A 13,902-nucleotide genomic window follows, 5' to 3' on the forward strand; every position below is an offset into this window, starting at 1 on the left:
GAATCATAGATAATGAAACCACTGAATAAAAACTGTTAGAGGAGATAAAAATGTCTGATCCAATCAAGCGCCGTATTCATCCCCTTGTCGCAACCGCCGCGGTTGCTGTCACGCTGGTTTGCCTGGTGGGCGTTGCGGCCATCACCGGCTTGATTCCCACCTCTAATAGCAGTGCGCCACCGGTAGCAGCGATGTCTGCACCAGCGCCTGGGGTCGACAATCAACCATCCATGAACAATTCGAATATTGCACCCACACCCGCACTAGCGGCGAATCAAAACAACAATCCGGCACCCTCATCACAATCTAATTATGTTGCTGAGCAACGCCATGCACCGCCTCCATCGCAACGTTATGCGAACGAGCAACAATCTCCTCCTCCCGCGCCCGTTTGTTATAGTTGTGGCCGCGTTGAATCGATACAAGCGATTCAACAGGCAGCTAAACCAAGTGGCTTAGGTATCGCCGCTGGTGCAATATTAGGCGGCGTCCTCGGGCATCAGGTTGGCCACGGAAACGGCAACACACTGGCGACTGTTGCCGGTGCAGTCGGCGGCGGTTTTGCTGGTAATGAGGTCGAAAGTCGGACCCGCACCACAACCAGCTACCGCGTAGAAGTGCGGATGGAAAACGGTAAATTGCGGAGTTTTCCACAGTCGGCACAAGAATGGCGCGTTGGCGATCCGGTACGTGTTGTGGATGGTCACCTGGAAGGACGCGGCTAAACGCTTAAAAGATTGCTACAAAAAAAACCGCTGTCACTACAAAATGTAGTGACAGCGGTTTTTTTAATGCCTTACCAACTTATCAGCCTGCGCTAACATGGGCCGATCAAACCATTTTTGAACTTGGTTCTATTACCTCAGGAATAAAGCGTACTTATTTGCCGTACTTACTTAGCCTCGTCTATCCACGCCAACTGAATAGCTTCCAGAATTTTCTCGCCTGACCGATTAGGATCATCGTCGAATCCATCCAGTTCGCAGACCCAACGGTGCAAATCGGTAAAGCGAATCGTCGTCGGATCAACATCTGGAAACTTGTCATACAAAGACTCTGCAATTAGCAGTGTATCAATCCATTTCATTACGCTCATCCTTTTAAAACTGCAAACCGGCGGCGTCGAAATATTATTTCAATCACACGTTGGGCATTTAATCCGTTGCCTGAACAGCCGATTGTCACTCTTCACTCATCGACTTTCAACCATAACCTTACCAATGTCCTTGGTCAACGCCGAACATCGATAAGCGCATCAATCACCGACATCAACCTATTAGTGATTTTCGCTCGCATGATTGATCGTATACTTTGGTATCTCGACCACCAGATCTTCTTCGCCGACAATCGCCTGACACGATAGACGCGATGTTGCTTCCAGTCCCCAAGCCATATCAAGCAAATCTTCTTCTTTATCATCAAGCGCATTGAGTGAAGCGAAGCCTTCACGCACGACGATGTGGCAGGTAGTGCAAGCACACGATTTTTCACAGGCGTGTTCGATGTCAATATCATTTGCGAGAAGGACGTCACACACCGTTTTGCCAGCAACAGTCTGCAACACAGCGCCGTCAGGACAGTAAGTAGGATGGGGCAGTACGACAATTTGAGTCACGGTAATTACCTCTACAATATTTGGGTGTTATGGACTAATTCAAAACTTAACGGCAAAAAATTATGAAATCTGATCGAGCGTCTTACCAGTAAGCGCATCGTGAACGCTACGATCCATGCGCCGCGCCGCGAACTCTTCGGTCCCACGCGCTAACGCATCGACCGCCGCCTTGATCGCAAGATGATCATCACCTTGCGCCTTGGCGCGCACCTCGACGATCAACGCTGCGATCGCCACATTTTCCTGCTCGGACAACAAGGCAGCATCGCTAGTCAGTGCCGACTCGGTCGCCAGCACGATTCGCTCAGCTTCTACCTGCTCCTCTCTCAGCGCCCGTAACTGCATGTCAACGTCGGCCGAGGTGAACGAATCCTGCAACATTTTTGCAACCTGATCATCTTCCAGCCCATATGACGGTTTCACGTTGATCGACGCTTCAACACCGGATCGCAACTCACGCGCAGAAACAGATAGCAAGCCATCTGCATCGACTTGATACGTCACTCGAATCCGCGCTGCACCCGCGGCCATTGGCGGAATACCACGCAATTCGAAACGTGCGAGGGAACGACAATCGCTCACAAGCTCACGTTCGCCCTGCACAATATGTACCGCCAACGCGGTTTGACCATCTTTAAATGTGGTGAATTCTTGAGCACGCGCGCACGGAATCGTTGAATTACGCGGGATGACTTTTTCAGCTAATCCACCCATTGTTTCAATTCCAAGCGACAAGGGAATCACATCAAGCAACAACCAGTCATCGCCGGGAGCGCGATTGCCAGCCAACAAATTAGCTTGAATAGCAGCGCCCAACGCCACGACTTTGTCGGGATCGATATTCGCCAAAGGGATCGTCTTGAAAAAATCGCCCACCGCCTTGCGGATCGCTGGCATGCGCGTTGCGCCGCCGACGAGCACGACGCCATCGATATCATCCGCAGTGAGGTCCGCATCGCGCAACGCTTTTCTGGTGGGCGTCAATGTTTTGGCAACAAGGTGTGCAGTCAGCTCGCCGAAGATGCCCGCGGTCAACGTCAAATGTACTTGCTCACCAGAACTCAATGCAGCATCAATGGTGACTTCTGTTTTTGACGAGAGTAATTCTTTGGCTTCGCGGGCTTTGACCATCAAGACCCGCGTGTCGCTATCGGAGAGAGGTGCGAGTTGAGACTCCTGACTGATCCAGCAGAAAATACGATGGTCAAAATCATCACCGCCAAGTGCCGAATCGCCACCAGTTGCCAAGACCTCGAACACACCTTTGGTCAATTTCAGGATGGATATGTCGAAAGTACCGCCGCCCAAATCGTAGACAACATAAATACCTTCCGACGCGTTATCCAGACCGTAAGCAATCGCAGCTGCAGTCGGCTCGTTGAGCAATCGCAGAACATTAATACCCGCCAATTGCGCCGCATCTTTAGTCGCCTGACGTTGCGCATCATCGAAGTATGCGGGCACGGTAATCACCGCCCCAACTAAATCGTCGCCCAATGCATCTTCCGCTTGCTGACGTAACGTCGCCAGAATCTGCGCAGAAATTTCAACCGGACTTTTGATACCCGCAATCGTTTTGATTTGCACCATGCCCGGCATATCCTGAAAATCATAAGGCAGATTTTCAACATAGGCGATATCTTTGAGGCCGCGTCCCATAAAGCGTTTGACCGACAGAATCGTATTTTTTGGATCGCTGGTTTGCGCGGCCTGTGCCTTATAGCCGATGTGCGCGTGGCCGTTAGGCAAGTAACGTACGATTGACGGCATCAAAGGCCGCCCTTCTTCGTCGTTCAATACTTCTGGAATGCTGTTACGTACCGTCGCCACGAGCGAATTGGTGGTACCAAGATCAATCCCCACCGCCAGACGATGCTGATGCGGTGCGGTGGACATGCCAGGTTCAGAGATTTGAAGGAGAGCCATAGTTTTATTCCGGGAGAGCGATGCGGATACCGAGGGCGATAAACGCCGAGCCGGCCAATCGATTCAGGTAAGTGGCGGCCGATGCTTTGCGTTGAAAAAAAGCGCCGACCATTCCAGAGAAACAAGCAATCACGCTAAAAATAGCGAGTGCCTGCAATATAAACACAACCGCAAGCAACAGCATCTGCGCCGGAATATGGCCGGCACGTGCATTCACAAACTGCGGTAAAAAGGCGATAAAAAATAAGGTAACTTTAGGATTTAACATATTCGCGATCACGCTCTGCCAATAAATACGGGACAGCTTGATTGCGCTGGATACACCCTCGGTCTGGATCGCGGCGGTCGACAGTAGCGTACGAATTCCCAAATAAATCAAATAGCCAGCACCTGCATATCGCAGCAATGCGTAAGCAGACGGCGACGCTTTAATCAATGCCGCAAATCCGAATACCGCCAACATCGTATGAAAAATCAAACCAGAGCTAAATCCCAATGCTGCGACCAAACCAGCTTTTCTACCCTGCGCAATACCACGCGTTAGAACGTAGATATTGTCCGGACCGGGAGCCAGCGTCAACGTCATTGCTGCAAGTAAAAACAACCAGACTTCAGGCATACTTGCTTTCTGTTTGCGTTATAGACATGGTGAATTTCAGGACTCGAGAAGCGAGAACGTATTACCAATTTCTTCCCCAAACTTCTCCAGAAACATTAATTGCCTCACGTATTGCGCGGCCTTTTCAAAATCTTGTGCATCCAGCGTTGCGGCAATCTGAATCAAATCTTTGGTTCGAGCTAAACGTAATGCCTTATCGAGCCGATCCAAGGCTTCAATGTCCTTGGCGTCCCGCGCATCTTCCAAGGCCTCGCGCCACTCCATCTGCTGCATCAAAAAACTACCCGGCATTGCCGTGTTCGATTCAGCCTGCAAGTCAACGCCGTTTAGCTCGCACATATAGGCAGCACGTTTAAACGGATTTTTGAGAGTCTGATAGGCTTCATTGGCACGCGTCGCCCACTGCATCGCGACGCGTTTTTCAGCGCCGGTGGCATTCGCAAACCGATCCGGATGGATCTGATTCTGAACCTCGTGATACGCCTGCTCTAGCGCCGTAAGATCAAGCGAAAATTGCTGCTGAAGATGGAACAGATCGAAGTGATTTTGCATATTTACTTAAAACAAAAGCCTGTTCTACTGCAACAGGCTTAGTTAGTCCATGAGGGATACAACACGACAGACTTATTAATTAACCATCTGCACTCGCTATGGCTTCAAAATAAGCCTAACGAGCAGCAACACAATCTGCTTGGCCTGATACCCGACCGGTCACATCAAATGGTAAAGCTTTCGCCGCAACCGCACTCATCCTTAACATTCGGATTATAAAACTTGAAACCTTCATTCAATCCTTCACGGGCGAAATCAAGTTCAGTACCGTCAATGTAAGGCAAACTTTTAGGATCAACAAAAACCTGAATCCCGTGCGATTCAAAAACCGCATCTTCAGTCGTCTTCTCGTCAACGTATTCCAGCTTATAAGCCAGTCCCGAACACCCGGTCGTGCGCACACCAAAACGCAAGCCGATACCCTTGCCACGTCTTTCGATGTAGCGATTGATATGCTTTGCAGCTTTTTCAGTGAGAGTAATTGCCATAACCTGTCATCTCTTTCTGTTACTTTTTAGCTAGTTGTTGTCATTGTTCCGGCAACTACAACTACACGGAGAAGCTGCTCTCAGCCAGATCAACATCAACGACTAACTCGGACTTACGCAAAGCCGTCCCAGCAAGGCGTGCCGACGCAGACAGCACGTGAGTGCGGCAAGGAAAGCACAACGCCGCTGGGGCGACTTTGCGTAAGTCCGAAAATTAGGCTGCTTGTTTGTGTTCTACGATTCCATGCTTCGCTTTGTAGTCTTCAACTGCCGCTTTAATCGCATCTTCTGCCAAAATTGAGCAGTGAATTTTGACTGGCGGCAGTGCCAACTCTTCGGCAATTTGCGTGTTTTTGATCGACATTGCCTGATCGAGCGTTTTGCCTTTGACCCATTCGGTGACCAGCGATGATGATGCAATCGCTGAACCGCAGCCGTAGGTTTTAAACTTTGCATCCAAAATCACGCCATCTGCGCCGACCTTGATTTGCAACTTCATTACGTCGCCGCATGCTGGCGCGCCGACCATACCGGTACCGACAGTGTCATCGCCCTTTTCGAAGGCACCAACATTGCGCGGGTTTTCGTAATGATCGAGAACTTTTTCTGAATAGGACATTTTGCTACTCCTTGTTATGGATCTTGCAGCATAGTAGTCAGTCAACTACGAGCCGAAAAAAATACTAGAATCAGCTAACTTTTAGTGAGCTGCCCACTGGATCGAACTAATATCGATCCCGTCTTTATACATATCCCACAGCGGCGACAAATCACGCAGCTTAGCGACTTTTCCTTTAATGAGATCAATCGTGAAATCAATCTCTTCTTCAGTCGTAAAACGACCGATAGTGAAACGGATCGAGCTATGCGCCAATTCGTCGTTACGGCCAAGTGCACGCAAAACATACGATGGTTCCAGACTAGCTGAAGTACAAGCTGAACCCGACGACACTGCAATATCTTTGATCGCCATGACCAGCGATTCGCCTTCGACGTAATTGAAGCTGATGTTCAGGTTGTGCGGAACACGATGATCCATGTCGCCATTCACATACACTTCTTCCATCGTTTGCAAACCAGTCGCCAGACGATCACGCAGAGCGCGGATACGCACCAGCTCAGTCGCCATTTCTTCCTGTGCAATCTGGAACGCTTCACCCATACCCACAATTTGGTGTGTAGGCAATGTACCCGAACGCAAACCACGCTCATGACCGCCACCGTGCATTTGCGCTTCCAGACGGACACGCGGCTTGCGGCGTACGTACAACGCGCCAATCCCTTTAGGACCGTAAGTTTTGTGTGCTGTGAAAGTCATCAGATCGACTTTCCAGTTTTCCAGATCAATTTCAAGCTTGCCGGTTGCCTGAGCCGCATCGCAATGGAAAATAATACCTTTCTTGCGACACAATTCGCCGATTTCCTGAATTGGCTGAATCACGCCAATTTCATTATTCACCAGCATGACCGATATCAAAATGGTATCTGGGCGAATCGCCGCTTCCAATTGCTCGATGGTGATCAAGCCATTATCTTGCGGTTGCAAATAAGTTGCTTCAAATCCCTGGCGCTCGAGTTCACGGACGGTATCCAGCACCGCTTTGTGCTCGGTCTTGACCGTGATGATGTGCTTGCCTTTAGTTTTGTAAAAATTCGCGGCACCTTTTAGCGCAAGGTTATTACCTTCGGTCGCACCGGATGTCCAGATGATTTCACGTGGGTCAGCCTTCACCAGCGCAGCAACTTGCGCACGCGCATCTTCAACTGCTTTCTCTGCAGTCCAGCCATACATATGGCTGCGTGAGGCTGGATTACCGAATTGCTCGCGCAGGTACGGAATCATTTTATCGGCAACACGCGGATCAATCGGCGTCGTTGCTGAGTAATCCATATATATAGGGAAGTGCGGTGCCTTCAATGTATCTATCAGGCTTTTTTCCAGGGGTGCGTTCATACTTTTTCCAAGCTCCAATCAAGCAACCAGGTGGGAACGATGCATTACCACCACATTTTGTTCAGGGTTTTTCGGTTTTTGGTGCGCTTTTTGGTGCGCTTCTTGCTGATCCACCAAGTCTTTCAACGAAACCGAATCCAGATATTCAACCATTTTTGCATTCAACGTCGACCACAGATCATGTGTCATACATCGACCACCGCCTTGATCAGAGCTGTGACAATTTTCTTTCCCGCCGCATTGTGTTGCATCCAGCGGTTCATCGACGGCGATAATAATGTCGGCGACTGTAACGTCTTTTGCTGGTCGGGCCAGATTATAGCCACCACCAGGTCCACGTACCGACTCCACTATTTTGTGGCGTCGTAACTTTCCGAACAGCTGCTCCAGATAGGATAACGAAATTTCTTGCCTCTCGCTGATCGCTGACAATGTGACAGGGCCGTTACCTTGGCGCGATGCCAGGTCGATCATTGCTGTTACTGCAAATCGGCCTTTCGTAGTCAACCGCATGGAATCTCCGTTCGTAGAACACTCTTTCATTCTTTATTCGGAATACCTGAATAATTTTGTCTAGTATAACAAACTTGAGTGAATCCGTCAGGTATTACCCTATTTTCAAAAATTCATATAAACTTCAATCACTTGCACGATATTTCTATAGCAAAATCTATTCTAATTTGCGCACTATTTGACGATATTTCTTTCAGTCACTCGGATTATTCTGCCTTGCAATGATCACATTCACAGGATACCGCCGGGCAAGACAAAAAAGATCAGCATTTCTTTTAAACGAGGCCGCAAGCAAGCCATCGATAGCACTATAATATCGCCCCTTCCGGTATAAATATTTAGAAGCACAGACGCATGGCCACCCGCAAATCCAAAACACCGCAGTCACCGACCCATAGAGCTGAGAAGAAACGCGCCGATATTTTAAAATCGGCCGGAAAATGCTTCCGCAAAACTGGCTTCCATCAAACCTCCATGCAAGAAATTTGCAACGAGGTCGGCCTTGGACCGGGTGCCGTCTATCGCTACTTCACCGGCAAAGACGCAATTATCGCCGCCATGGCCGAGGACGAACGACGTCAGGCACGCACGATGCTGAGCGAATTTCATGACACCGATAATTTGCCGCAAGCGCTATCTGCCATTACCCAAGCCTTTGCCTTACGCTACGCGGCAACCAGCGACGCGGGGTTGATGACAGAAATCTACGCCGAAGGACTGCGCAACAAAAAAGTCGGCGCCATCATTAAAAAAGCAGAATCAGAATGGGTCGACGGCCTCGCTGACATGTTGCGCACGGCACAAAAACGCAAACAAATTGATCGCAAACTTGATGCAGGGCAAGTCGCACTACTGTTGACTGCCATGTGGGACGGCCTTGTTATACGGCAAGCCTACACACCAAACCCGCCAGAAGCGTTATTAGCCCTGTTTGACAATATGCTCACAAGCTGGCTGACCCGCGACCCAAGCCAGGACAAATCACCTAAAACAACAACAGACCAAAAAACCAAACTACCGGTTGCGCGTCCCGTGACGGAAAAAGCAGCCCAAAAAGCCGAAGACGATCTCCGCCAATCCAATCTGTTCAAACCAGAAAAAAAGAAAGCCGGAAAAAAATCTAGCGAACCAGAAGGGTTGCCAGCTTTGCCATCAATGTTCCCAGAGCCAGACGACACATCAGAAACCGACGAAAATACGGTTGAATTAGACCTTCGCCAAATGAGTCTAATTTGAATGATCATTCAATATTAAGGCTACCTAAAACAAGAACGTAATCAAGCCTTCCGCAACAAGTGCATCGGCCCAAACAGGCCCTGCATACGCGCATTTCCGATAAAGCTCAGATTATAAGGATGCTCTGCCATCATCTTCGGGAATTGCGCAGCCACAGCCAGCGCATTGACTTGCTCGGCAATCTTTCCCCACAACACCAGCGTCGGTAATTCAGGCGACGCATTCACACTATGATCTGCCAGTCCGCACAAAACAACTTGCAAAAACGGCAACCACGGCTTAGCCTCCTTAACCGGCGGCACAGAAGATCGAAACACCAAGGTCGCGTTGAGCAACAGAAATCCCTTTGCAGTCAGATTTTTTTGTAGCTCAGCCAGAGTCTGAATTGTCGCAGAAGCACTATTTTGCGCTTGCAATGCAACCCCCACCATCGCATCACCCGCGGTCCTCTCAATATTTAACTGACCGTCCGCGACCAGCAACATTTTCATAAAGTTACGCAGCGACGTTGCACGATTGACGGGCTTTGACAGGCCCTTTTCAGACCACAACGCACCAACCGCACCATCCATAAAACAGACCCCCGTTGCACTCGCATCCCGCGGATAAGGCCCTTCGCCGACCAACACATACTCAACCTCATCCAAAGGCAGCGCAAAAGCAGCAAACAAACGCCCTTGCGTCGGCAAAAAGTCAGACCTTACCAAATCAGGCAGATAGTCAGGATATAGCGCCGCCATCGCCGACAAACCCTCCAACAAAATTGGACGCCAGGAGGGATCAGCAACCTCTAACGCTACATGGATATCCGAAGGAATAACAGCATCAGATGGATCAAGCTTCATCATTTAAAATCAATTTCATCAAGTTGCCTAACGAGACAATATTAAGGCCCAATAAGGTGCCTTAATATTGCGCTTAATAACATGCCTAATAATGCATAAAAATTATTTTAAATAACAATTTTTCACTCTAATTTTTGAATGAATGATCAAATTTATATTCAGTCTTTTTACAATCTGATTCAAACTCAAATATCGACGCAATTTAAACATAAAGCATATCAAGTTGGCACCACATTATCCACTCCCGGCGCACCAAACAACTGCTGCTTCAACTGATGCATTTGATCCCGCACCTGCGCCGCCTTTTCAAACTCCAAATTTTTCGCATGATCACTCATCTGCTTCTCCAGTCGCTTGATTTCTTTACTCATTTGCTTTTCACTCATCGACTCATACTTCACGCGATCTTGTGCCGCATGCAACTCCTCCCGCGCGCCCGAAGGACTGTACACACCATCGATCAGGTCACGAATTTCCTTCCGAATACCAACCGGCGTAATCCCATTTTCAAGATTGAAAGCAACCTGCTTGGCACGACGTCGTTCGGTCTCATCTATTGCACGGCGCATTGAATCCGTCATCCGATCCGCGTACAAAATCGCCGTACCATTCAGGTTACGGGCGGCGCGACCAATTGTTTGAATGAGGCTTCGTTCAGAGCGCAAGAATCCCTCCTTATCCGCATCCAGAATAGCCACCAACGATACCTCTGGAATATCCAGACCCTCGCGCAACAAGTTAATCCCAACCAGCACATCAAACGTACCCAAACGCAAATCACGGATAATTTCAACGCGCTCGACCGTTTCAATATCACTGTGCAAATAACGCACCTTGATACCGTTATCACTCAAGAAGTCAGTCAACTGCTCCGCCATACGCTTGGTCAGCGTTGTCACCAGCACACGCTCGCCTTTTTTAATGCGAGCGTTCGCTTCAGTCATCAGATCATCCACCTGACTCAACGCTGGGCGCACCTCGATCAACGGATCGACCAAACCGGTCGGACGCACCACCTGCTCCACCACCTGATCAGCATGCTGTTTTTCGTAATCGGCGGGTGTCGCCGAAACAAAAATCGTCTGCCGCATCTTGCCTTCAAACTCATCGAACCTCAGCGGCCGATTATCCAACGCGGATGGCAAACGAAATCCATAATCGACCAGATTGGTCTTTCGTGCGCGATCGCCGTTATACATGCCGTTAAGTTGCCCAATCAGCACATGTGACTCATCCAGAAACATCAACGCATCTTTTGGTAAATAATCAACTAAAGTCGGCGGCGGATCACCCGCTTTCGCACCGCTTAGGTGGCGCGAATAATTTTCGATTCCTTTAGTGAACCCAATTTCCTGCATCATCTCCAGATCGAATCGGGTGCGCTGCTCAATACGCTGCTCTTCGATCAGCTTGTTTTCACGCCGGAAGAAATCCAGCCGCTCGCGCAACTCATCCTTGATAGTCTCAATGGCGCGCAACACCGTACCGCGTGGCGTCACATAATGCGAACCTGGATAAACCGTAAAGCGTGGAATCTTTTGCTTCACGCGCCCGGTCAACGGATCAAATAGTTGAAGACTGTCGATTTCGTCATCGAACATCTCAATGCGCAACGCCAACTCCGCATGCTCAGCCGGAAACACATCTACCGTGTCGCCACGCACGCGGAACGTACCGCGCCCAAAATCGATTTCATTGCGGGTGTATTGCATCTGAATCAACCGCGCAATCAGATCCCGCTGGCTCACCTTATCCCTCACGCGCAGGGTCAAAATCATCTGATGGTATTCGCTCGGGTTACCAATACCGTAAATAGCCGATACAGTTGCAACGATTACAACATCACGCCGCTCCATCAACGATTTTGTGCAAGACAATCGCATTTGCTCAATATGCTCATTGATGGATGAATCTTTCTCAATAAACAAGTCCCGCTGCGGCACGTATGCCTCGGGCTGGTAATAATCGTAGTAACTAACGAAGTATTCCACCGCGTTCTGCGGAAAGAATTCTCGGAACTCGCTATATAGTTGCGCCGCAAGCGTCTTATTAGGCGCAAATATGATCGCCGGACGCCCCATCCGTGCAATCACATTAGCCATCGTATAAGTCTTACCCGAGCCCGTTACACCCAGCAAAGTCTGGTAAAACAGTCCGTCTTCAATGCCCTCAGACAACTTATCGATCGCCGCTGGTTGATCACCAGCCGGCAAAAATGGCTGGAACAATTTATAAGGCGAATTGGGAAACGTGACGATCTTCGAATCATCAATCTTGTTAGAAACCTGTGCAACTTGTGATTTGTCAGCCATGAGCGTCGACCTTTGGTAGAATATGATGTTATTTCGCGCCGCCTCGATTGTGATCCGGCACAGCATTCAACCTGGAGTCTGTCGGACTGTGGGAGTCGAAGCGAGAAATGGGCTGGGCGAGGATAGATTTTGCCGGATTCACAGCGCCAATAGCATGCTATTGGTCAAGAAACTGGTGAAATACGGACCGCTCAGGTCATTTTGTAGCCGATTTCCATAGTCCGGCAAACTCCTAGCTGCAAACCTCCTGTTGGCAGCCAACTTTTTATGTTATCACGATGAACGCTCCTCTTTCAGCCTCCCTCTTCACCGCCATCGAAATGGCGCCACGCGATCCTATCCTTGGCGTCACTGACGGCTTCAACTCTGACAAAAATCCGAACAAAATCAACCTCGGCGTTGGTGTGTACTCCGACGACGATAGCAAAGTACCGCTACTGCAATGCGTACGCAAAGCCGAGGCGCAACTGATAGAAAAACTGTCACCGCGTACTTACTTGCCTATCGACGGTTTAGCCGCGTACGACAAAGCTGTCCAAGAACTAGTATTTGGGGCCGACAGTGCCGTAATTAAAGAGAAGCGCGCCATCACCGTGCAAGCCATCGGCGGCACTGGCGCGTTGAAGCTAGGTGCAGATTTTCTCAAACGCTTTTCTGCAGAAGATACGCAGGTATGGATCAGCGATCCAAGCTGGGAAAACCACCGCGCATTGTTTGAATTTGCAGGCTTCACGGTCAACAACTATCCGTACTACGACGCGGCTACACGCGGCGTCAATTTTGCGGCCATGCTCGACGCATTGAAGGCAATGCCACGCGGATCGATTGTCTTGTTGCACGCTTGCTGCCACAACCCAACTGGCGCCGATCTAAGCAGCGACCAATGGACCGAAGTCATTCAGGTTGTCACGCAAAATGGATTAGTTCCTTTCCTCGATATGGCCTATCAAGGATTTGGCGACGGCATTGACGCTGACGGCGAAGTCGTACGTCGCTTCACTGACGCTGGCGGCCCGCTGTTCATCTCGAACTCGTTCTCTAAATCGTTTTCACTGTACGGCGAACGCGTAGGTGCATTGAGCATCGTCGCCACATCCGCAGAAGAAGCCGGTCGCATCATGTCGCAACTCAAGCGCGTCATCCGCACCAACTACTCCAACCCACCGATTCACGGCGGTCAGGTAGTCGCCACCGCACTGGCATCGCCAGAGCTGCGTGCATTATGGGAAGAAGAACTGGCAGGCATGCGCGTACGTATCCGCGAAATGCGCGAACTGCTCGCCAAGAAATTAAAAGAACAAGCACCCGCCCACGATTTCAGCTTCGTCACCAAACAGCGCGGCATGTTTTCATACACAGGCCTCACCAAAGCACAGGTAGAAAAACTGCGCGACGAGTACTCAATCCACACCATCGATACCGGTCGTATTTGTGTTGCTGCATTAAATACGAAAAATATTGATTATGTTGTAGCGTCAATCGCAAAAGTCCTTTAATATACGGGCTCTTTTGGACGAAGACGATATTGAGTTTAAAACGTTTTCGGCCAAAAAAGATTGCAAATTAAATGACGAAAAATTTGACAGTTTGAATCTTTCGAGACTATAATTCTGCTTCTTTCTTTTCCCTGATAGCTCAGTTGGTAGAGCGACGGACTGTTAATCCGCAGGTCCCTGGTTCGAGTCCAGGTCGGGGAGCCAGAACACATAAGGGCCTGCAAGCAATTGCAGGCCCTTTTCGTTTGTCCTTTTAGACTGTTTGTTAGACAGTGTCTAATACTCCTTCCAAATACAGCCCCTCAAACTTGTTCCGCAATACCCATTTTGCGTTCATAGAAACATC

General features: G+C 49.4%; 14 protein-coding genes and 1 tRNA gene. 4 read left to right on the forward strand and 11 right to left on the reverse strand.

The features are described 5' to 3' along the window. Positions 1–50 precede the first annotated feature (50 nt). Positions 51–725 (forward strand): glycine zipper 2TM domain-containing protein, encoded by a 675-nt coding sequence (locus ACXX82_RS03360; RefSeq protein ID WP_322240024.1) that lies wholly within the window; start codon positions 51–53, stop codon positions 723–725. 167 nt (positions 726–892) lie between these two features. On the opposite strand, the gene iscX is transcribed toward ACXX82_RS03360, so the two are convergent. From iscX to iscR, 9 genes are all read right to left on the reverse strand, one after another. Beyond that, positions 893–1,087 (reverse strand): Fe-S cluster assembly protein IscX, encoded by a 195-nt coding sequence (iscX, locus tag ACXX82_RS03365; protein WP_322240026.1) that lies wholly within the window; start codon positions 1,085–1,087, stop codon positions 893–895. A gap of 189 nt (positions 1,088–1,276) precedes the next feature. Then, a complete protein-coding gene (gene fdx, locus ACXX82_RS03370) occupies positions 1,277–1,615 on the reverse strand; it encodes an ISC system 2Fe-2S type ferredoxin (protein ID WP_322240028.1) in 339 nt (112 codons plus the stop codon). Between the two features lie 60 nt (positions 1,616–1,675). After that, complete coding sequence (gene hscA / locus ACXX82_RS03375; RefSeq protein WP_322240030.1) at positions 1,676–3,541, reverse strand: Fe-S protein assembly chaperone HscA; 1,866 nt, start codon at positions 3,539–3,541, stop codon at positions 1,676–1,678. Positions 3,542–3,545: 4 nt separating this feature from the next. After that, entirely contained in the window at positions 3,546–4,160 is a 615-nt protein-coding gene (locus ACXX82_RS03380) for a LysE family translocator (RefSeq protein WP_458562417.1), read from the reverse strand. Between the two features lie 36 nt (positions 4,161–4,196). Further along, on the reverse strand, positions 4,197–4,712 hold the full coding sequence (gene hscB, locus ACXX82_RS03385) for a Fe-S protein assembly co-chaperone HscB (protein WP_322240034.1): 516 nt from the start codon (positions 4,710–4,712) through the stop codon (positions 4,197–4,199). 164 nt (positions 4,713–4,876) lie between these two features. Next, positions 4,877–5,200: an iron-sulfur cluster assembly protein IscA gene (gene iscA, locus ACXX82_RS03390; protein WP_108442383.1), complete on the reverse strand. Its 324-nt coding sequence runs from the start codon at positions 5,198–5,200 to the stop codon at positions 4,877–4,879. Positions 5,201–5,414: 214 nt separating this feature from the next. Next, a complete protein-coding gene (gene iscU, locus ACXX82_RS03395; RefSeq protein ID WP_322240036.1) occupies positions 5,415–5,819 on the reverse strand; it encodes a Fe-S cluster assembly scaffold IscU in 405 nt (134 codons plus the stop codon). An 81-nt stretch (positions 5,820–5,900) separates the two neighbouring features. Then, a complete protein-coding gene (locus ACXX82_RS03400; RefSeq protein WP_322240038.1) occupies positions 5,901–7,154 on the reverse strand; it encodes an IscS subfamily cysteine desulfurase in 1,254 nt (417 codons plus the stop codon). Positions 7,155–7,172: 18 nt separating this feature from the next. Then, entirely contained in the window at positions 7,173–7,667 is a 495-nt protein-coding gene (iscR, locus tag ACXX82_RS03405; RefSeq protein ID WP_322240040.1) for a Fe-S cluster assembly transcriptional regulator IscR, read from the reverse strand. A 354-nt stretch (positions 7,668–8,021) separates the two neighbouring features. Between iscR and ACXX82_RS03410 the strand changes: the two genes are divergently transcribed. Continuing rightward, on the forward strand, positions 8,022–8,903 hold the full coding sequence (locus ACXX82_RS03410; protein ID WP_322240042.1) for a TetR/AcrR family transcriptional regulator: 882 nt from the start codon (positions 8,022–8,024) through the stop codon (positions 8,901–8,903). Between the two features lie 41 nt (positions 8,904–8,944). Here the strand turns inward: ACXX82_RS03410 and ACXX82_RS03415 are convergent, their stop codons facing one another. Both ACXX82_RS03415 and uvrB read right to left on the reverse strand, forming a co-directional pair. Then, positions 8,945–9,751, reverse strand: a complete 807-nt coding sequence (locus tag ACXX82_RS03415; protein ID WP_458562418.1) for a uracil-DNA glycosylase family protein — start codon at positions 9,749–9,751, stop codon at positions 8,945–8,947. A gap of 215 nt (positions 9,752–9,966) precedes the next feature. Continuing rightward, complete coding sequence (gene uvrB, locus ACXX82_RS03420; RefSeq protein WP_458562419.1) at positions 9,967–12,060, reverse strand: excinuclease ABC subunit UvrB; 2,094 nt, start codon at positions 12,058–12,060, stop codon at positions 9,967–9,969. A gap of 278 nt (positions 12,061–12,338) precedes the next feature. Here uvrB and ACXX82_RS03425 point away from each other — a divergent pair, with 278 nt between their 5' ends. Together ACXX82_RS03425 and ACXX82_RS03430 are read left to right on the forward strand one after the other, a co-directional pair. Further along, entirely contained in the window at positions 12,339–13,556 is a 1,218-nt protein-coding gene (locus ACXX82_RS03425; protein WP_458562420.1) for an amino acid aminotransferase, read from the forward strand. Positions 13,557–13,684: 128 nt separating this feature from the next. Continuing rightward, positions 13,685–13,760, forward strand: a tRNA-Asn gene (locus tag ACXX82_RS03430). Positions 13,761–13,902 lie beyond the last annotated feature (142 nt).

The sequence above is a fragment of the Glaciimonas sp. GNP009 genome (assembly GCF_054343755.1).

Coding starts and splice junctions, on each gene's coding strand:
- hscA (WP_322240030.1), bottom strand. CDS start 3,541: ATGGCTCTCCTTCAAATCTCTGAACCTGGCATGTCCACCGCACCGCAT.
- hscB (WP_322240034.1), bottom strand. CDS start 4,712: ATGCAAAATCACTTCGATCTGTTCCATCTTCAGCAGCAATTTTCGCTT.
- ACXX82_RS03410 (WP_322240042.1), top strand. CDS start 8,022: ATGGCCACCCGCAAATCCAAAACACCGCAGTCACCGACCCATAGAGCT.
- ACXX82_RS03360 (WP_322240024.1), top strand. CDS start 51: ATGTCTGATCCAATCAAGCGCCGTATTCATCCCCTTGTCGCAACCGCC.
- ACXX82_RS03400 (WP_322240038.1), bottom strand. CDS start 7,154: ATGAACGCACCCCTGGAAAAAAGCCTGATAGATACATTGAAGGCACCG.
- ACXX82_RS03425 (WP_458562420.1), top strand. CDS start 12,339: ATGAACGCTCCTCTTTCAGCCTCCCTCTTCACCGCCATCGAAATGGCG.
- iscX (WP_322240026.1), bottom strand. CDS start 1,087: ATGAAATGGATTGATACACTGCTAATTGCAGAGTCTTTGTATGACAAG.
- ACXX82_RS03380 (WP_458562417.1), bottom strand. CDS start 4,160: ATGCCTGAAGTCTGGTTGTTTTTACTTGCAGCAATGACGTTGACGCTG.
- ACXX82_RS03415 (WP_458562418.1), bottom strand. CDS start 9,751: ATGATGAAGCTTGATCCATCTGATGCTGTTATTCCTTCGGATATCCAT.
- uvrB (WP_458562419.1), bottom strand. CDS start 12,060: ATGGCTGACAAATCACAAGTTGCACAGGTTTCTAACAAGATTGATGAT.
- iscA (WP_108442383.1), bottom strand. CDS start 5,200: ATGGCAATTACTCTCACTGAAAAAGCTGCAAAGCATATCAATCGCTAC.
- iscU (WP_322240036.1), bottom strand. CDS start 5,819: ATGTCCTATTCAGAAAAAGTTCTCGATCATTACGAAAACCCGCGCAAT.
- iscR (WP_322240040.1), bottom strand. CDS start 7,667: ATGCGGTTGACTACGAAAGGCCGATTTGCAGTAACAGCAATGATCGAC.